This is a genomic window from Pseudomonas sp. JL23 (assembly GCF_056933585.1).
In genome coordinates this window covers 4,255,601-4,274,116 of the sequence record NZ_CM167795.1, presented here as the reverse complement: position 1 = coordinate 4,274,116, position 18,516 = coordinate 4,255,601, and the positions used below count along the sequence as shown (strand labels likewise).

The following is an 18,516-nucleotide window of genomic DNA, read 5'->3' as shown; positions in this document are numbered from 1 at the left end:
GTGCCGGTCGGCACTGCCGACTGCCAGCTCCCCTTTGATGGAACAAGGTCGCGCAATACTTACGCGATATGCGGCACCATGGATTCTAAGGCCAACTGCTCCACCGGAATCATCGGCCTCCTGGTCATGCTCAGGATCACGACAGCGCCAGTGACGAGTAATGCACCTGCGATGGCAAACGCCCAGTTATAGCTTCCTGTGGCAGTGATGACGTACCCCGTCACAATCGGCGCCAGCATGCCGAAGATGTTACCGCCCACCACCACAAAGGCCATGGCGCGGCCCACGTCCCCCGAGCTTGGAAGCAGGTCGTTGAGCAGCGAGAAGTTGAGCGATGTGGTCGACGCGATACCTGCCAGAGTCAGAGAGAAAATCAGCACCAGCACTGCGATATCGTCAGCGAAGGGAATCAGCAGGATGCAGCTTGCAACCAGCATGGTCAGCGCGATGACGTTGCGACGTTTACCCGAGGCAGCACCGCTGCCATTCTTCAGATATTGGTCGCTCAGCATGCCGATCACGATGCACAGCACCACGGCGGCTGCGTAAGGAATGGCGGTGAACAGACCGCTCTTGGCGATGGTCAGGTGTCGTACTTCCTGCAGGTAACTTGGCAGCCATGTCAGGAACAAATACTGGGTGTAAACGTTGCAGCCTTGAGCGATGGCCAAGCCCCAGAGCGTTGGCGTCTTCAACAGTTTTTTAAGGCCATGGGCCGTCGTAGCAGTGCTACCGGTCGAGTGGGTGGTACGAGTGGCAACGATGTGTTCGCGCTCCTCTTTCGCCAGCCACTTCACCTGCTCAGGTTTGTCGTAGAAGAAATACCACGCCGCCAGCCAAACAAAACCAATGGCGCCAGCGATCACGAACGACATACGCCAGCCGAACGCAGCCACCAGTGCAGCGAGCACCATTGAACAGATCGCCGGGCCCGCATATGAGCCGCTGTTGAAGATGGCAGTGATCGTGCCGCGCTCTGTGCCTGGGATCCACTCGCGGATAGCCTTGGCACCCACCGGGTTGCTGACCGATTCGCCGGCGCCCATGACTAACCGTGCGGTCAGTAAGCTGGCGAAGCTGGAAGCAGCGCCTGTAAGCGCTGTGGCCAGAGACCAGATGAATATCCCCAGGCCACCGACCCGTTTGACGCCGTACTTGTCGATCAGCAGCCCCACCGGAATGAGAAAGAGCGCGTAGCTCCAGATGAACGATGAAAACAGATAGCCCATTCCGACCGACGTGAGGTGGAACTCTTCTGCGATGGGTTTGGCGGCAATGGAAAGCGCGATGCGATCCATGTAGTTGATCATGGCCAGGGAGAATAGGAAGACGGCTATCCAGCCTCTACGGTATGACATGTGTTCACCATTATTTTGATTGTGGTGTGCTTTATCGAGTCGCTGGCGGTTGGGGGTGTTCAGGCGGACACAGATGCCAGAGCTCGGTTTTGTGTTGTGGATCAAAAATGAGCTTTGTGACGATATAAGTCAATCTGTGTTTTCTGGAAAGCATGTGAAGCCGACGACTAACTTGAGCGTCGGTACCGGATCGACAGGCAGGAAATGGCGCACGCGATCTGCACAGATCGCGTGGCGGCTTCAGGGGAAGGTCGTGAGGGGTTATTCGAAGAGCGCGGGGTCGACTTTGTGCCGTCTGGCCTGTTCCAGATGGCGGCGCATTTGATCAGCGGCTGCCAATCGGTCTCCTCGCTCCAGGCACTCTAGAATCGCCAGGTGTTCTTCAGCCTGGCCTTTACGGGGTGTACGCGCGCTCGCCTGTCGGTATTCAACGAGACGGCGCAGTTGGTCGAGGCGACGTACGGTCTGCTGCAGGAAGCGGTTGCCTGAGCACGCCGCCAGCGTCTCATGGAACCGGGAGTTGGCCTCGAACAGTTCCTGCGGCGTCATGGTCAGATACCCGCCATTGGCAATGAACTCCTGCTGCCGACGACAGGCCGCCAGGGTCTCGCGATCAATCTGGAATGTGGGTGACAGAAGACCGGAGGGCTCAATGGTGGCGCGGAACGAATAGCTTTCTTCGTATGCTTCAACAGAGTCGATCATCGGTAACAGGCGCCACCCTTGACCCGCGCGCTGTTCAACCCAGCCTTCTTGCTGGATCCGCGAGAGTACGGCTCGCAGAGCTGCTCTGGAGACGTCGAACTGACGCATGAACTCGATCTCGGTAAACAGCTCCGGAAGCTGTCTGCTGAGGCGCAGCTCGGCAAATTTCAGGTAGAGAGGATCGTCGCTGTTCTCCATGACCTCAGAGACGAGATCACCCAGATCATCGCTCGCGCGGGCCAGGAAGAAGCCTCTGTTGCGGTCGTAGGTCAACATGCCTTTTTCGACCAGATGTCCCATGGCGAACTTGACCGGCGTGCGCGACACATTGAGCGTCGTAGCCAGCTGAGACTCGACCAGGTGATGACCAATAGCGAAGCGTTCACGACGTACGTGGGAGACGATGTCACGCGCAATGCGTGCTTGCAGTGGGCTTAGAGGCATTGGATCGGGAACCAGAAAGAGCTGAACCAGAGGCCTGCCATTCTAGCGCGTCATTATATGCAGCGGCAGAGACCATTTTGCTGATCCCCGCCGATGTGTTTTGAGCACGCAATACCTGCTTAGCGAACCTGATAGAACGGGAAAGCGCCGAACAGTACGCCCCCCACGAACAATCCGAAGCTTGCGAGAATGGCCCATTTCAGCGCGAATCGCTGGTGATCGCCCAGGTCGACCTTGGCCAGGGCAACCAGCAGATAGAGCGAGGGCACGAGGGGGCTCAACAGGTGTACCGGTTGGCCAACGACGGACGCGCGCGCGATCTCCAATGGCGTAATGCCGTACTGCGCCGCGGTTTGAGCTATCACCGGCAGGATGCCGAAGTAAAACGCGTCGTTCGACATGAAAAAAGTAAACGGCAGGCTGACTACAGCGGTGAAAACTGCAAGGAATGGCCCGAAGCTCGGTGGAATCACGTACAGCAGGCTCTTGGCCATTGAGTCCACCATGCCGGTGCCCGACAGGATTCCAGTGAAGATACCTGCAGCGAAGATGACTGCCGTTACCGCCAGTACGTTGGCTGCATGAGCCGCAATTCGGGCTTTCTGATCCTCGATTTTTGGATAGTTGAGCATGATCGCGATGGCAAAGCCGACCATGAACAGTATCTGGATCGGCATAGCGCCGAGGATCAAGCAAGTGATCAAGGCCAGCGTCAGGATCAGGTTCGGCCAGAACATCTGCGGACGGCGGTTACCGTCACACTCTTCAGCAGAACCGTTCCCGAGTGCCATCGATCCGTTGTGGAAATCGTCCAGGTGAATGATGCCAAGACGCGCGCGTTCCTTTCGCCCCAGGATCACGGCGGTAAACACCAGGCAGGCAGCACCGATCAGCATTCCAGGGATCATCGGTACGAAGATGTCCATGGCATCAACATGCAGAGCAGCCGCTGCGCGTGCGGTAGGGCCGCCCCATGGAGAGATGTTCATGATGCCGCTGGCGATGTTGACCAGGCACGTCATACCCAGAACGCTCATACCCAGGCGCTGATACAGCGGCAGAAAGGCTGCACACGCAATCATGTAGGTCGTTGAGCTGTCACCGTCCAGCGACACCAGCATAGTCAGTACGGCTGTGCCGACCAGAACCTTCAACGGGTCGCCTTTCACGAGCTTCAGAATGAAGCGCACCAGCCCATCGAAAAGCCCTGCGTCAATCATGATCCCGAAGTACAGGATCGAGAAGGTCAGCATGACGCCGGTTGGGGCCAGCGTTTTCACGCCGTCGAGCATCATCCCGCCCAAACCGGCGTAGTGCCCACCCATCAGGGCGAACAGGATGGGGATCAGGATCAGAGCGACCAACGCCGAAAGGCGTTTGGTCATGATCAGATACATGAAACAGATGACCATCGAAAAGCCGAGGATTGTCAGCACGGTCGAACTCCCTTTTTTCTTGAATTTGTGGGGGCTATCAGCCAGGCAACTGCAAGGTAGCCGGCGTGATTCAGGTCGAGACAGGCTCGAGGGGGGAGGGAGGTCGAACGGATTCAGAGTGCGAGAGCGGGATCATGGTGGGCCTCAATTTTCTTATGTTTATTTTTCTACCGTACCTGACTGGCGCCGTGCCGCTGTCGCGACTGTGCACAGTAGAACTCAAGGGTTGGGTACGTCCGATCGCATTGGTTGAACGAATCGGATGAATCAACATTGACCTATATCATTACAAAGTTCAATATCGCCCTCACAAAAACATTGCCTGTATAGCCTGTGAGGATTAGCCAATGCCTGAGTCAAAGGGTCAAACCGTTTGCGCAAACGGAATCGAGTACCGTGTCAGCGACATTCGTGGGGTCGTGACTGATCTGGGCGGTAATTACGCAAAGCTTCCCTATAGCTTGCGAATCCTCGCCGAGAACGTTTTGCGGGGGGAGGCTGACCCTGAAGCCGCGCTCAAAGTCATCTGCGCCCGCTCCAAAGAGTTCGATATTCCTTTCCGGCCAGCCCGTGTCGTCCTGCAGGATCTGCTGGGTACGCCTGCGTTGGTTGATCTCGCCGGGCTGCGCGATGCTGTTGCCGAGAAAGGTGGCAACCCACGCTTGGTCAACCCGGTCACCCCGACTCACCTGGTAGTGGACCACTCACTCAACGTTGAGCGTTGGGGCGATGCCAGTGCGCTCGCCGATAACGAAGCCATTGAGCGTGAGCGCAACGCCGAACGTTTCCAGTTCCTGGACTGGTGCAACAAAGCATTCAGCAACCTGTCGATCATTCCTTCGGGCAAAGGCATCCTTCACCAGATCAACCTGGAACGCCTTACAACGGTTGTGGGTACTCAGCGCCGTGACGGCGAGCTATGGGCATTCCCGGATACGTTGGTCGGTACCGATAGCCACACCACCATGATCAATGCCATTGGCGTACTGGGCTGGGGTGTGGGGGGTATCGAAGCTGAAGCGGCAATGCTGGGTAAATCGTTGATGCTGCGCCTGCCGGAGATTGTCGGTGTGCGTCTGGAAGGCACGCTGCCGCAGGGCTACCTGGCAACCGATATTGCGCTGGCTCTGACCGAGCAGTTGCGCAAGGCGGGCGTGATCGGTTCGTTTCTGGAATTCTTCGGCCCAGGCGTGCCACAACTGTCGCTGGCCGACCGTGGCACGTTGTCCAACATGGCGCCTGAGTTCGGCGCCACTGCAGCGATGTTCGCGATTGATGATCGTACTCTGCACTACCTGCGCATGACTGGGCGTGGTGGCCAGATTTCCGGCCTGACGGAGGCGTATGCCCGGGCTCAAGGCTTGTGGCATGACAGCCTTGGTGAAGCTGAATACAACCGCGTCGTAACGCTGGATCTCAGCTCTGTGGCCCGCTCGATTGCCGGGCCTAAGCAACCCCATCAACGAATTGTATTGGGTCAAAAAGCACCCGCCACCAATCTCCCGGTTGGCTTGGACAACGGCTCGATAGTGCTAGCTGCTATCACCAGTTGCACCAACACCTCCAACCCACGGGGTGTGATCGCCGCCGGCCTGGTTGCGCGAAACGCACGCAAACGTGGCTTGAAGCGTGCTCCTTGGGTCAAGACGTCCTTTGCGCCTGGCTCGATGGTTGTCTCTGATTACCTTGAGCGTTCCGGGCTCAACGAAGATCTCGACGCCTTGGGCTTCAACCTGGTCGGCTACGGCTGCACCACCTGTAACGGTATGTCCGGGCCACTGCTCAGCCCTGAGATCGAAGAAGATATCCGCACCCGCAAGCTGGAAACCGTGGCTGCGACCTCGGGTAACCGTAACTTCGAAGGTCGGGTTCACCCATTGGCTCGCGAAGTATTCATCATGTCGCCGCCACTGATCGTTGCCTACGCAATTGCTGGCACCTACCTGATCGATCCGGAGAAAGATGCTCTGGGCCTGGATGAAAATGGTGTAGCCGTTTATCTGCATGAGCTGTGGCCAAGTGACGAAGAGCTGACTCGAATCGAAGCCGACAATCTCACCGCAGATCTGTTCGACAAGGCCTACGAAGATGTCCCTCGTGAAGCCGGTTTGATTGCCAGCGACTTGCGTGCAGGCGTCAGCGACCAATATGCCTGGCAGGCCAGCAGCACCTACATCCGTAAGCCTCCGTACTGGAGCGACGTGGTCACGGCTACTGATACCCGCAAAGATCTCAGCAACATGCGCGTGCTGGCCATGCTCTCGGACAACATCACCACCGACCATATCTCCCCATCGGGTGCGATCCTGCCTGAAAGTGATGCGGGTCAATATCTGCAGTCCCACGGTATCGCTGTTTCTGAGTTCAACTCCTACGGCACTCGTCGTGGTAACCACGAGGCGGCACAGCGTGCGACCTTCGCCAGCCCACGTCTGAAGAACGAGCTGCTCGAAGATGGTCGCGAAGGCCCATGGACTCTGCTGTTGCCCGAGAAAGAAGTCACCACGATCTTCCAGGCCGCTGAGCTCTACGCGGATCGCAAGCAGTCGCTGATCGTCGTTGCCGGTAAGGAATACGGCAGCGGTTCCTCCCGCGACTGGGCAGCCAAGGGACCACGCCTGCTGGGCGTCCGTGTCGTGGTCGCGGAAAGCTTCGAGCGTATCCATCGTACCAACCTGGCTGGCCTGGGCATTCTTCCCCTGCAGTTTGAGGAAGGTGTATCGCGCCAAAGCCTTGGGTTGAACGGGCGCGAAATGTTCAGCGTCGAGGGCATTGGCGACGACTTCCAGCCAGGCGCCAAAGTCAATCTGGTGATTGAGCGTGAAAATGGTGAATCCGAACGAGTCACGGTGGTGAGTCGCCTGGATACCTTCGAAGACGTTCGCTACTTCCGCAGCGGCGGCCTGCTGCCCCAGCTGCTGATCGAAAGCATGAAAAACGCATCCGCCAACTGATGCAGCGTCGATTTGTCGCAGGAGATATCAAATGACTCAAAGACGTATTCCAGCCGTTTACATGCGTGGCGGCTCCAGCAAGGGCGTGTTCTTTCTCGATAAGGATCTGCCGTCTGCCGGCGCAGAGCGAGATGCCATCCTGCTCCGCGTAATCGGCAGCCCGGATGTCTACGGCAAGCAGATCGACGGTATGGGCGGGGCGACCTCCAGTACCAGCAAAGTCGTGATTATCGGCAAGTCCAGCCGTGAAGATTGCGACGTGGATTACCTGTTCGGGGCTCCGGCCATCGAGACGCCGGTTATTGACTGGTCGGGTAACTGCGGCAACCTGAGCTCGGCTGTGGGGCCTTACGCGATCGCTGAAGGCCTGGTGGATGCTCCTCGTGATGGCATCGCCGTCGTCCGTATCTGGCAGGCCAATATCCAGAAACGCATCATTGCGTACGTCCCCATGCGCAACGGCGAGGTTCAGGAAGAAGGTGAGTTCGTGCTCGACGGTGTTGCGTTTCCTGCTGCTGAAGTCGTGCTGGAGTTTCTCAATCCAGGCGGCTCGGACGGCAGCATTCTTCCTACCGGGAACGCCATCGACGAGCTGGATATTCCAGGCGTTGGCAAGCTACCCGTCACGTTGTTGAACGCCGGGAACCCGACCATCTTCATTGATGCTGAGACGGTAAGCCTGACAGGCACCGAAACGCAGGATCAAGTCAACGGCGATGCTGAGCTGCTCGCCCGCTGCGAAACGATCCGCGCTCACTGCACCGTCGCCATGGGGCTGGCAGCGAGTGCCGAAGAGGCAACCCGTCTGCGTCCTCACACGCCCAAGCTGTGCTTCGTGGCCAAACCTCAGGCTTATCAGGCCGCAGGTGGCAAGTTCGTCGAGCCCGGTGATATCGACGTGATCGCCAGGATCTTGTCGATGGGCAAGCTACATCACGCGATCACGGGTACTGGTGCGGTCGCTGTTGCCGTCGCGGCAGCGCTCGATGGCACGCTGGTAAACCGTATCGTTGGCGACATCGGCGATCGTCAGGTTCGTATGGGCCACACCGCAGGTAGCGTTGCAGTGGGAGCCAAGACAGTTCTGGAAGAGGGTGCCTGGACAGTCGAGAAAGCAGTGATGAGCCGCAGTGCCCGTCGCTTGATGGAAGGCTGGGTTCGCATTCCTGAAGCGATCTGATGGAACCGTCGTCATGCCGAAGCTGGTTCGGCGTGACGACAGCCATGCTCGATAATAAAAACAACAGAGATTCACACCATGAATTCATCCGGATTTACGCGTCACGCGATGCTCCGCCGTCATTTCATACAGCTCTCTGCCGCGGCTGCAGGGGGTGTATTGGCTGGTGGCCTCACCCTCCCGGCACATGCCGCTTCTACCGGTGATGAAAGCAAAATGACGAATAACACACCATCGCAGACACCTCGGTTTGCTTACGTTGGATCACGCACGAGCAAAGAGCGCAACGCCCGTGGCGTCGGTATTACTGTGTACCGTTATGTGCCTGAAACTGGCGCTTGCACGCTGATTCAAACGCTCAATGATCTGATGAATCCGTCGTTTCTGACCTTCGATCACTCACAGACCCATCTGTATTGTGTGCATGGTGATCTAAGCGAGGTGAGCTCTTTCGCCATTGATGCCAAAACCGGTGAGCTGACCAAGCTCAATACAGTCGGTACCCAAGGTAAGAACCCTGTTCACCTTAGTGTTGATCCGACCAACACATTTTTAGCCGTTGCCAACTACGCCACGGGCAGCTTTGCAGTTTTTCCAATTCAAGAAGACGGAAGACTGGGCGAGCTGGCGCATCTGGAGTCACTGCCTGGAGAACCCGGGCCTCATAAAGTTGAGCAAAGCAGCTCCCACCCGCACATGATTCCATTTGATCCTTCTGGACGGTTTGTCGTCGTCCCTGACAAAGGTCTGGATGGCGTCTTTGTTTATCGTGTACAGCAAAACAACGCCAGGTACGAAGCTACACAAGTCAGCATGATCAAGGCTCGCGAAGGGTCTGGCCCGCGCCATGTCGTATTCACGCCGAACGGCAAAAACGTCTATGTAGTGAACGAACTCGATAGCAGCGTTACGGGCTATGGCTATGATCCTGAGCAGGGCGCCCTGACTCCACAGGAAATTGTCTCCACATTGCCGTCTAATTTCACGGGTAACAGCCGTGCAGCGGCAATCGTGATTGCGCCTTCCGGAAAGTACCTCTATGTGTCGAACCGAGGCCACGACACTGTGGCGACCTTCTCGCTCGAACAAGGCGGTGCGTTTACCGCCAAAGGGCATACGTCGTCGCAAGGTCGCAAACCTCGCTTCATGAACCTGACCCCAGATGGCTCGCGCCTTTTTGTTGCCAACGAAGAAACCGACACCATTGTGAGTTTCGACGTTGACCAGAACTCGGGGGCGCTCACTTCCAACGGTCAGGTCATCAAGACCGGCAGCCCGGTGTGCATGATTTTTAAAACCGTCAACTGAAAGGAGCGAGTGGCTGTGGAATTTGATCTTGCTGCTGTACGAAAGGACTTGGCTCCCCATGGAGAGCTGCGGGTTGCGATCAATCTCGGTAATCCAGTCCTGGCACAGCGTGATGAAAATACCGGGGTTCTCTCGGGTGTGTCGGTTGCATTGGCATACGCGCTCGCTGACGAACTCGAGATTGCCATCTCCCTGACGCCATATGACGCTGCCGGCAAAGTTTTCGTTGCACTCGAAGAGCAGGGTTGGGATCTCGCGTTTCTTGCCATTGAGCCGGTCAGGGCTGAGAAAATTTGCTTCACGCATCCGTACGTCTGTATCGATGGAACCTACCTGGTAAAAACCCAGAGCAAGTTCCAACGCGCTTCTGCTATGGATACCGACGGCTGCAGAATTGCGGTGGGCAAGGGTGCGGCCTATGACCTGTACTTGTCGCGAACATTGAAGAATGCCGAGCTCATCAGGGCTCCTACCTCCGCTGGCGCAGTCGATACCTTTATGGCGTTGGGGTTGGAAGCTGCGGCAGGCGTTCGCCAACCGCTGGAGCGTTTTGCGAGAACGGCCCCAGGCGTCAGAGTACTCCAGGACAACTTCACTGAGATCCGGCAAGCCATGGCTGTTCCGAAAGGGAGAGCGGTTGCGGCGCAGCATCTGCAGCAATTCATCGATCAGTGCCTTCGCAGCGGATTTGTCGCCAAGGCGCTCAGCGAAAGCGGCGAACAGGAAGCTCGGGTTGCGTTGCCTTCTTCGGTTCACCGTCCATGACCCTGAAACTTTTTATCGAGCGCGTTGAACTGCGAACCTGTCGGTAGAATGCCGACCCGAAGAAGAAAGCACGGCGACTGAACAATGTCTTGAAGACGCTCCAACCTTTGAAGCCCACAACCCAAGCCATTGAAGAAAGTTGGTGAAGCGTCTATACCGCAGCAGCCAGTCCTAGGGTCTGTACGAAAAGTCGCCGAGCGAAGGTCAGGCAAGGCAAAAACAGGCGAGGAAGCGGAGTCTACTGGCTGTAAATGAGCATTATCCGCTACGCGGCCCCTTCGGGCCGTCCTTCGGACGTTCTCCTTTCAGTCGTCCGAGCCTGTTTTTAACGCAGCATCACCGAGCGCAGGCACTTTTCTTACAGAGCCTAAGCAGTCACTGAAGAAAAATACTTACCGACCACCAATTCTGACCGATAGCTGCCGGCCAGAATTGGTGGTCGGTAGTCTATGTCCTGATAGCTGGTCGTGTTTGGCATGACCAATCCCTGCCTCTATTGCACAATCGCTGCATGACTCCCACAGCCAGCAGTCGCACGACGACCGCCACTCTGGCTTTACGTGCAGAATCAGGAAACCTTGATGACCACCTTGCCGAAGGCTCCCCTTGCCAGATGCTCGAACGCTTTGTGGGCATCCTCGAACGTATAGGTCTGGTCGATCACCGGACGGATCTCGTGTTGGTTCAGGAATGCATTCATGCGATCAAACGCTGAGCGAGGTGCCACGGCGATGCCTCGGATGGTGGTCTGGCGGAAGATCAACGGCATCAGGCTCAGCGTCGTGGCCTGCCCGGTGAGGAAGCCGATCTGCGCGATCTTGCCAGCGGCCTTGGTCGCCAGAATCGACTGGTTCAAGCCCTCGCCACCGGCCACATCCAGCAGCAGGTCGACGCCCTTGCCGTTGGTGAGTTTCAGCACTTGCTCTTCCCAGCGCGGACAGGTCCGATAGTTGACGCCGGCCACTGCGCCGAGCTTCTTCACTGCCTCGAGGTTGGCGTCGCTGCTGGACGTCACGATCACCCTGGCGCCAAGTGCGGTTGCCAGTTGCACCGCGAAAATCGATACGCCGCCGGTGCCTTGCACCAGTACGCTCTGGCCCGGCTGTATCTGACCGTAATCAACCAGCGAGAACCATGCCGTGAGTGCTGCAATCGGGAGCGTCGAAGCTTCTTCGTCGGACATGTTGTCCGGCGCGCGCACGGCGCTTTCCTCGTGAACGATCATGTACTCGGCCAGGCCACCGGGCAGGGGCATTCCGAAGCAGTAGGCGGGTTCGTCCGGGCCTGGCTCGCCATCGATCCAGCGCGAGTACAGATGCGAGTTGACGCGGTCGCCCACCTTGAACCGGCTTACACCTTCACCCACGGCGACGACCGTGCCTGACGCATCGCTGACCGGGATCAGTGGTTTGGGTACCAAATGGGGTTCGTAGAAGCCATCGACGATGGCCTTATCGCGAAAATTCAACGAGACCGCACCTACTTTCACCAGTAGCTCGCCAGCTTTGGGTTCAGGCGTCGCCGTTTCGCCGAGGGCCAGATTATCGAGACCAAAGTCGTTCAGAAGCCATGCTTTCATGGGTATTTCTCCAATGGGGTGAGCTGTTGGCGACATTATTATCAAGCGTGTCTGCTCGATAAATGCCCGACCCGGCACAGGATTGTTATTTCTGGAGATAACAATCAAAGTGTGAGCTTGCGCCTGATCGGCAACAAAAAGCACAAGTGAGAAGACGTTATGGAACTGCTCCAGTCCATGCAGCTGTTCGCCCGGTTGGCCGAACTTGGCAGCTTCACCCGCGCGGCCGACGCGATGCAGATCGGTCGTCCGCAAGTCACGCGAGCAATACAGGAGCTAGAAACATCGCTTGGGGTGCGGCTGTTTCAGCGCACCACCCGCACGGTCCGACTGACCTCGGAAGGAGAGCAGTTCTACGAGCGCATCAAATCGATTCTTGGCGAAGTTGCGAGTGCGACGGCAATGTTTGCGTGTCCACGTTCAACCCTCCGTGGTCGACTGCGGGTCGACATTCCGACGGCGTTTTCCGAACCTGGTCTCATCGAAAGCCTGCGTACGTTTACCACTCTCTTTCCTGCAATCGAGCTGGCCCTCGGGATCACCGATCGGACTGTCGATCTGGTTGCCGAGGGCGTGGACTGTGCATTGCGGATCGGCGAATTACCCAGTTCGAGCCTCGTGGCCCGTCGCATTGGACTGGCGACCATGGTCACCTGCGCGGCGCCGCGATACCTGGCGGAACATGGCGAGCCCAAAAACCTCGAGGACTTGAACGCGCACCGTGGCGTGACGTTTCTGTCGGGACACAACCAGCGCCCGCAGGCCTGGCAATTCATGGAAGATAAACGCGAGCAATCACATATCTGTAGCCAGGGCATCACCGTCAACGAGTCCAACGCCTATGTAGAGTGCGGTGTCGCAGGCTTTGGCATTCTTCAAGCGCCTGGGATTACGCTGGATCGCTTTCTTGCGAACGGGGCGTTGGTTGAGGTACTGCGGCCCTATCGGCCGCATCCAAGGCCTGTCTCAGTGCTGTACCCAAGCCGCTCGCACCTGGCGCCGCAGGTCGACGTGTTTGTCGGTTGGGTGCGCGAGCAATTTCCCCGACTATATGGACGGTGGCTAGAGGAATAGGCAGGTAATCCTGTTTCGCGAAGATGAATCTGCCAAGGGCTGCTCCTGGCCGAAAGCGGGCCAATGAAGAGGCCTTGGACGTGATGCAATATCCGCCCTCGGCAGCCGAGCGGTTCACATGCAATACACTCAAAGTTGGCATGTCCGCAAATTTTTACCCATCAAGAAGAGGGAGTAGTCTTTGTGAAATTGTCGGCGGCCAGCTATTGCGAGCTGACGTTTTACACCGATGGCACTGTCACCCGTTACTTCCTGAAATCGTAGGGGCGAGTCGTGAACGATATTGTCGATTTGGGCCGTTTCGTCGAAGCCCAAACCCCGGTTTTCAGCCGAGTACTGGATGAGTTGAGCGCTGGGCGCAAAGCGAGTCACTGGATGTGGTTTGTGTTTGCGCAGCTGCGCGGGCTCGGGCATAGCGAAATGGCCAAGCGCTTTGCCATCTCGGGGCTGGCTGAGGCGCGAGCGTATTTACAGCACGATGTGCTGGGGCCACGGCTTGAGGAGTGCGTCAAAATCCTGCTAAGCCATCCTGAAAAGAGTGCCACGCAGATACTCGGATCGCCGGATGATATGAAGCTGCGCTCATGCCTGACGCTGTTTCTGGCAGTCAGTCCAAACTCCACGCCGTATCAGCAGGCGCTTGATCAATTTTATTCGGGAGCGGCAGATGGCCGAACAGTTGCCCTGCTTCAAGGTCATAATGGCTGAATTCATGCGGAGCAAGAATCCCTTTAACCACGGACACTTGCGCTCAGTTGCACCAAAGCCCTGATCAACAAGTCGGGGACAGGTCAGTAAAAGGACGCCATTTTGCGTCCGCTAACAATCAGGGAAAGATGTCATGCGCTATCGTGAACGAAGCGACGAACATGCAGAGCGATTCCAGCAGGCGATCGCAAATCACCTCGGCATCACTGCGGAGGAACTGGACGAGTGGGTCGTATTGGAGCAGGAAGAGTTTACTGACGAAGGCGAGCTCGTCAGCCATTTCGTCGAGTTCGACAAGAACACGCCATCGGGCATTCTGGCTCGTGTTGGGCTGCCCCAGGACGGCACGAAAGTGAAGTATCTGGAACCAGGCAGCGTTATCCTCCTTGATGATGACGTGCCTGGCCCGGGCAGCGCAGAGGGGGCTGCACCTTTGACGCAGGTCAGCGTAGCGACCTATCAGCCGTCGTCGTTTCCCAAAGTCGTTAAGTGGCTATTTATCGGATTGCTAGTCGCGGTCAGTGCAGGCGTGGCAACGGTTGCATGGATCCTGCACTCTTTGGGCCCAATGCCTTCTTTTGGCTGATTATTTATGGCATCAGGTGGGGGCGATCTGCTCCCGATACTCAGCCAGGTATTGTTTAGCCAAGGCTGTTTTTTGGCTTTCATCGAGCAGCTTGCCTGCTGCCTGGAAGAACTTCTGTTCTTCTTCCTTTAAATGATGATGCACCTTGTGCGTGAGCTTTTTGGCCGTCACTAACCAGGCAGGGCTAGACATGTCGGTCTCATCAAGTGTCTCCATCATTTCGTCCATTTCATGATGTTCTGAAATGGCATGCCGGCTCAGGTCAATACCGTTGTCATGGGCCATGAGTGGTATGTAAAAACAGCGTTCCTCTGCAGTTTCATGAGCCTGTAGCTCGGCTTTCAACCGTTCGTAAGCCTCTTTACGTTCGATGTTGTCACCATGGGTCACCGTCAGCGCATCGGCATAGCCGCGCTGACGATCGTGGCTTTCTCGCAGTGCTTCAAAAATATTCATGATAAGTCTCGATTGAGCGTGAGGTAGTGTCAGATAGACACAGGCGAACGCCAGGGGTTCATGCTCTCGATGGCTCGGCCTTTCAATCCCTTGGAAGGGTGCGATTAGAGATTTGATCGTTCTTGCAAATCGTTCACAGCGGCTTGTGCTGTGCGGCAAATTAATGAGAAAAAGCGCACTCATTCACAAAACAACGCGACCATGCCCATCAATTCCATTCAGGCGCAGAAGTTCAAGCGGCGCGGCCTTCGCTGGACCCTGTTTACCGTTGGCATGGCCGTCCTGTCATCGGCCTTTTCGCTATGGCGTGACTGGATCACCACCTATCCGCTTGATGTGCCTATCACGCTGTCTCAAGCACAAACCATCGATGAGTCAGTGGAGATTCGGGCGCCAGACTATAACCAACTCATTATCCGTTTCACGGACCTGAACCGACAAACGCTGAACACACTGGCGGCCTTCGATAAGGCTCCTGTCCTGCCGCCTGTTACTGTGCAGTGGAAGCTGCTTACGCCTGATGGCGTGGTGATAGACCAGGGCGATGCGCACACGGGCAAGGTTGAGGGATGGGCCAGTGATTTCGTCGATCATGGACTGGGCATGATTCATTACCCGCAACCTACCGGCCACTACCGCTTTCAGGCTCAAGTGGTTTCCCCCGACCCCGCGTATAGCCAGATCAACGCGCACCTGATGTTGGATGCCCATGCCAAAAGTGCAAGCGACTGGCGGTTCGAATTATTGTTCTTCGGAATGTACGCGCAGGTGTTGGTGATATGGCCACTCGGTGTTTTGGGAGGCCTCTTTATGCTCTACAACGCTGTGGCGTGGTGGAGATTTCGCAGGTAAATAGTCAGATTGAGGCCTGCTTGACTGTTCGACGGATATAAGGCGAGCAGGTAGGGCGTCATTGCGCTTCGAGGGTTTTACTGCCCTTATCACTGTCGACTCCGATTTTGTCTGTGGCGTTGCCAATATGGATTTGTCATGCCGTTTAGCGACATGCGGAGCTTTTGCCGCAGCAATCGTGGGACCAAGGGCTGCGTTTGGTCGATTTCAGCAGGGTGTCTATCGGCTGTATTGGGGCGCGCGTCGCCGGGCGCGATGGTCGCGAGTAGACCCAATGCATCCCCTGGCATCCGGCAGATGCTGGCCGGAGCAGTCATGCCAGGCATGCGCAAACGCAAAGCCGATCCACTTATCGAGAGCGCGCCCAACACAATGACCGTTAGAATGGTGCCCTTCATCAATTGCTCCGTTGCCCTTGCTTGTGGGCTCACGGCTACTCTAATCCGCGCCAGATTGCCCCACTCAATAGCTTTATTACTTTCTCGATGACCTCCTTATGAAACGTTTCGTTCTGCTCGACACAACCCCGATTCCCGAAAGCGACGCAGCCCTATGCCTGTTCGAGTACGGCGAAGACTTCGTGATCAAGATCCTGGGTGGTGATGGCGGGCAGTTGATGAACACTCGCATGCACGGTTCCGAAGATGCCCTGGCCGAGATCCCTTGCCGCAAGGTGGCCAGCCGGCCCAATTCCAGGGTCTTGGTCGGCGGGCTGGGCATGGGCTTCACCTTGGGATCGGCGCTCAAACATTTGGGCGCGACCGCCGAGGTCGTGGTCGCCGAGTTGGTGCCGGGGGTGGTCGAGTGGAATCGAGGACCGCTGGGAGAGAAGGCCGGGCGCCCGTTGCTCGACCCTCGCACGGTGATCCGCATGGAAGATGTCGCCAAAGTGCTGCAAGCCGAACCGCAAGGCTTTGACGCGATCATGCTCGACGTCGACAACGGCCCCGAAGGTCTCACCCAAAAAGCCAACAGCTGGCTGTATTCCGCCGTTGGCCTGAGCGCCTGCGCCAAGGCCCTGCGGCCCAAAGGCGTGCTTGCCGTGTGGTCGGCCAGCGCGGATCGGCTGTTTTCCGACAAATTGAAGAGGGCCGGCTTCAAGGCTGAAGAAGTGCAGGTGTTTGCCCACGGCAACAAAGGCACCCGGCACACCATCTGGATTGCCGAAAAGCTTAAGGGCTAAGCCTTTAGCGTCCGAACTTGTTGCCTATGAGGTCCATGCTCGTCCTTCAACACATATGGAGGACACGTCATGCCTATCACCGCATTCCAATCGAAAAAAAGCTGGAGCTAGGGAAAACTGATGGGGCAGAAAGCTCCGCTCCGTCTCAGAGACATTTGGGAAATTCGAGTCAGGCTCCAGCTAACAGGGAACACCCGAGATGAGGCGCTCTTCGATCTGGCCATCGACAGCAAATTACGTGCGTGCGATCTCACCAAGCTGCGGGTTAGCGACATCTCACACGGCCAACGCGTCGCGCCTCGGGTTATGGTGATGCAGCAAAAGACTAAACGGCCGGTGCAGTTCGAAATAATGGAGCAGACTCGGAAGGCACTAGAATCCTGGATACGGATCGCGCATCTGCAAGGCGAAGACTTCTTGTTTCCCAGTCGTATTCGAGATTCCGAACACCTTTCTACGCGGCAATACGCACGTATCATAAAGGCATGGGTTGCTTCGATCGGTCTCGATCCCGTTTTGTACGGTACTCATACGCTGCGCCGAACCAAAGCGACGTTGATCTACAGAAGAACCGAGAATCTGAGGGCTGTGCAGCTGCTCCTCGGACATACCAAGTTGGAAAGCACAGTACGCTACCTGGGTATTGAGGTAGACGATGCTTTGGAGATTTCGGAGCAGACTGAAGTTTGAGGATTTGGCGGCGGTAGTAAACCGTCGCTATCCGACCCATTGCAGCCGTCCGAGTTGTCTACGAAACCAGGAGCGATTCAAATGTGTGCGAAGCCAAGTGTCTCGTGCAGCCCTACGCTGCCACCACTGGGCAGGGCGACACAGGCATAGGCGGCGTGCAAACCTTGCCTCTCCAGCGTAGGCAGCAACACGTCATACAGTAAGCGTCCCACGCCACTCCGGTGCGCTTCTGGCGATATATATACGGTGACGTCGACCGACCGGCGGTAGGTTTCACGAGCACGATGCTGACCGGCGTATGCATAGCCGATTAGCTTACAAAGCACAGCCCTGGCCTGTTTCGAAACACATTTACGTTGTCGCCGACAGCCCCCCGCTTAAGGCTCAGCTCTGCCTGGCATTCTTCTTCGAGGATCCTGTGACTGATACCAAAACTGGTATTGGCCATCTCTGTACCCTTACCGCGCGGGATTTTTTGGGTATGAGGAGAACTCATATCTCCATGACTTTTAATGGTTACAGCCGCTCCACGGTCCGATGTTAAAACATCGCAAACACAGCTCATCAACAACAAATAAGAGCGTTTGCAGTCATGACCAAGCGCCACTGCCGCGTCCTCGCCAGCCTCGTGTTGCGCTCTTCATACCCCGATGTTTACCGCGCGATCTTCAAGATTCGCGTCCGCTCCTGATCACCCAAAATAAATCCAAAAAGAGTAACGACTCATGAAAAAACTCGACCTGTACATCGGTGAAGGTTTTGAAGGACCAGGCGTGAACGCCGCGCACATCAATATTCTGATCGGCCCGCGTAACGGTCCGGCGGGGCAGGCGTTTGCCAATAGCCTGGCGTCGCCGAGCCAGGGGCATTGCCCGTTCATGGTGATCGCCCAACCGAACATCCCGGTAAAGCCGATGACCCTTTATGTCAACAAAGCTGCGATCAACAGTGACTTACATGGTAACGCCACCTGGGGCGCGTCCCAGGCCGGGATTGCCAAGGCTGTGTTGGAGGCTTTGCTGGACGGCACTTTGCCGCCGGAAGCAGAAGACGAGTGGGCCATTGTCACCGCCAACTGGGTCAACCCGGCTTGCGATGATCTCGATGTGGTTTACCTGAACAACTACAACGCCTGCCGCACCGCAATCCGCGCCGCCCTGACCGGCAAGCCGGAAACCGCGCAACTGGCGGATGTGGTCGCTCACATCAGCAACCCTTTCTATACCCCAAAAGCCTGA

Annotated in this window: 16 protein-coding genes and 1 pseudogene; 11 read left to right on the top strand and 6 right to left on the bottom strand. The window is 56.8% G+C overall.

Annotation, left to right across the window (positions count from 1 at the left end; genetic code table 11):
- Positions 1-59: 59 nt before the first annotated feature.
- The 3 genes from AC1Z24_RS19810 to AC1Z24_RS19800 form a co-directional block, all read right to left on the bottom strand.
- The gene (locus AC1Z24_RS19810; RefSeq protein ID WP_483742322.1) at positions 60-1,298 is read right to left on the bottom strand and encodes an MFS transporter; all 1,239 of its coding nucleotides are present in this window, start codon (positions 1,296-1,298) and stop codon (positions 60-62) included.
- A gap of 321 nt (positions 1,299-1,619) precedes the next feature.
- Positions 1,620-2,507 (bottom strand): GntR family transcriptional regulator, encoded by an 888-nt coding sequence (locus tag AC1Z24_RS19805; RefSeq protein ID WP_259107670.1) that lies wholly within the window; start codon positions 2,505-2,507, stop codon positions 1,620-1,622.
- A 119-nt stretch (positions 2,508-2,626) separates the two neighbouring features.
- Positions 2,627-3,943: a CitMHS family transporter gene (locus tag AC1Z24_RS19800; RefSeq protein ID WP_483742321.1), complete on the bottom strand. Its 1,317-nt coding sequence runs from the start codon at positions 3,941-3,943 to the stop codon at positions 2,627-2,629.
- A 347-nt stretch (positions 3,944-4,290) separates the two neighbouring features.
- Between AC1Z24_RS19800 and AC1Z24_RS19795 the strand changes: the two genes are divergently transcribed.
- The 4 genes from AC1Z24_RS19795 to AC1Z24_RS19780 all read left to right on the top strand — a co-directional run bounded on the left by AC1Z24_RS19795 (position 4,291) and on the right by AC1Z24_RS19780 (position 10,150).
- A complete protein-coding gene (locus AC1Z24_RS19795) occupies positions 4,291-6,897 on the top strand; it encodes an aconitate hydratase (protein ID WP_483742320.1) in 2,607 nt (868 codons plus the stop codon).
- Between the two features lie 31 nt (positions 6,898-6,928).
- The gene (gene prpF / locus AC1Z24_RS19790; protein ID WP_483742319.1) at positions 6,929-8,077 is read left to right on the top strand and encodes a 2-methylaconitate cis-trans isomerase PrpF; all 1,149 of its coding nucleotides are present in this window, start codon (positions 6,929-6,931) and stop codon (positions 8,075-8,077) included.
- A gap of 78 nt (positions 8,078-8,155) precedes the next feature.
- Complete coding sequence (locus AC1Z24_RS19785; RefSeq protein ID WP_483742318.1) at positions 8,156-9,385, top strand: lactonase family protein; 1,230 nt, start codon at positions 8,156-8,158, stop codon at positions 9,383-9,385.
- A 15-nt stretch (positions 9,386-9,400) separates the two neighbouring features.
- Positions 9,401-10,150: a transporter substrate-binding domain-containing protein gene (locus AC1Z24_RS19780; RefSeq protein WP_483742317.1), complete on the top strand. Its 750-nt coding sequence runs from the start codon at positions 9,401-9,403 to the stop codon at positions 10,148-10,150.
- Positions 10,151-10,718: 568 nt separating this feature from the next.
- On the opposite strand, the gene AC1Z24_RS19775 is transcribed toward AC1Z24_RS19780, so the two are convergent.
- Positions 10,719-11,729 carry a zinc-dependent alcohol dehydrogenase family protein gene (locus tag AC1Z24_RS19775; protein ID WP_483742316.1) on the bottom strand — a complete coding sequence of 337 codons (1,011 nt, stop codon included), beginning with the start codon at positions 11,727-11,729 and terminating at the stop codon, positions 10,719-10,721.
- A gap of 159 nt (positions 11,730-11,888) precedes the next feature.
- Here AC1Z24_RS19775 and AC1Z24_RS19770 point away from each other — a divergent pair, with 159 nt between their 5' ends.
- The 3 genes from AC1Z24_RS19770 to AC1Z24_RS19760 all read left to right on the top strand — a co-directional run bounded on the left by AC1Z24_RS19770 (position 11,889) and on the right by AC1Z24_RS19760 (position 14,097).
- On the top strand, positions 11,889-12,803 hold the full coding sequence (locus AC1Z24_RS19770) for a LysR family transcriptional regulator (RefSeq protein WP_483742315.1): 915 nt from the start codon (positions 11,889-11,891) through the stop codon (positions 12,801-12,803).
- A gap of 273 nt (positions 12,804-13,076) precedes the next feature.
- On the top strand, positions 13,077-13,511 hold the full coding sequence (locus AC1Z24_RS19765; RefSeq protein ID WP_483742314.1) for a DUF1810 domain-containing protein: 435 nt from the start codon (positions 13,077-13,079) through the stop codon (positions 13,509-13,511).
- A 133-nt stretch (positions 13,512-13,644) separates the two neighbouring features.
- Entirely contained in the window at positions 13,645-14,097 is a 453-nt protein-coding gene (locus AC1Z24_RS19760; protein ID WP_483742313.1) for a hypothetical protein, read from the top strand.
- A gap of 12 nt (positions 14,098-14,109) precedes the next feature.
- Here AC1Z24_RS19760 and AC1Z24_RS19755 read toward each other — a convergent pair whose 3' ends face one another.
- Positions 14,110-14,553, bottom strand: a complete 444-nt coding sequence (locus AC1Z24_RS19755) for a hemerythrin domain-containing protein (protein WP_483742312.1) — start codon at positions 14,551-14,553, stop codon at positions 14,110-14,112.
- A gap of 201 nt (positions 14,554-14,754) precedes the next feature.
- On the opposite strand from AC1Z24_RS19755, the gene AC1Z24_RS19750 reads away from it, so the two are divergent.
- The 3 genes from AC1Z24_RS19750 (at position 14,755) to AC1Z24_RS19740 (ending at position 17,278) form a co-directional block, all read left to right on the top strand.
- Entirely contained in the window at positions 14,755-15,405 is a 651-nt protein-coding gene (locus AC1Z24_RS19750; RefSeq protein ID WP_483742311.1) for a hypothetical protein, read from the top strand.
- 496 nt (positions 15,406-15,901) lie between these two features.
- On the top strand, positions 15,902-16,588 hold the full coding sequence (locus tag AC1Z24_RS19745) for a spermidine synthase (RefSeq protein WP_483742310.1): 687 nt from the start codon (positions 15,902-15,904) through the stop codon (positions 16,586-16,588).
- A gap of 120 nt (positions 16,589-16,708) precedes the next feature.
- Positions 16,709-17,278 (top strand): tyrosine-type recombinase/integrase, encoded by a 570-nt coding sequence (locus AC1Z24_RS19740; RefSeq protein ID WP_483742309.1) that lies wholly within the window; start codon positions 16,709-16,711, stop codon positions 17,276-17,278.
- A gap of 80 nt (positions 17,279-17,358) precedes the next feature.
- On the opposite strand, the pseudogene AC1Z24_RS19735 reads toward AC1Z24_RS19740, so the two are convergent.
- A pseudogene (locus AC1Z24_RS19735) lies at positions 17,359-17,595 on the bottom strand (N-acetyltransferase family protein); the annotation flags it as partial.
- A 408-nt stretch (positions 17,596-18,003) separates the two neighbouring features.
- Between AC1Z24_RS19735 and fae the strand changes: the two are divergent.
- Positions 18,004-18,516, top strand: a complete 513-nt coding sequence (gene fae / locus AC1Z24_RS19730; RefSeq protein ID WP_483742308.1) for a formaldehyde-activating enzyme — start codon at positions 18,004-18,006, stop codon at positions 18,514-18,516.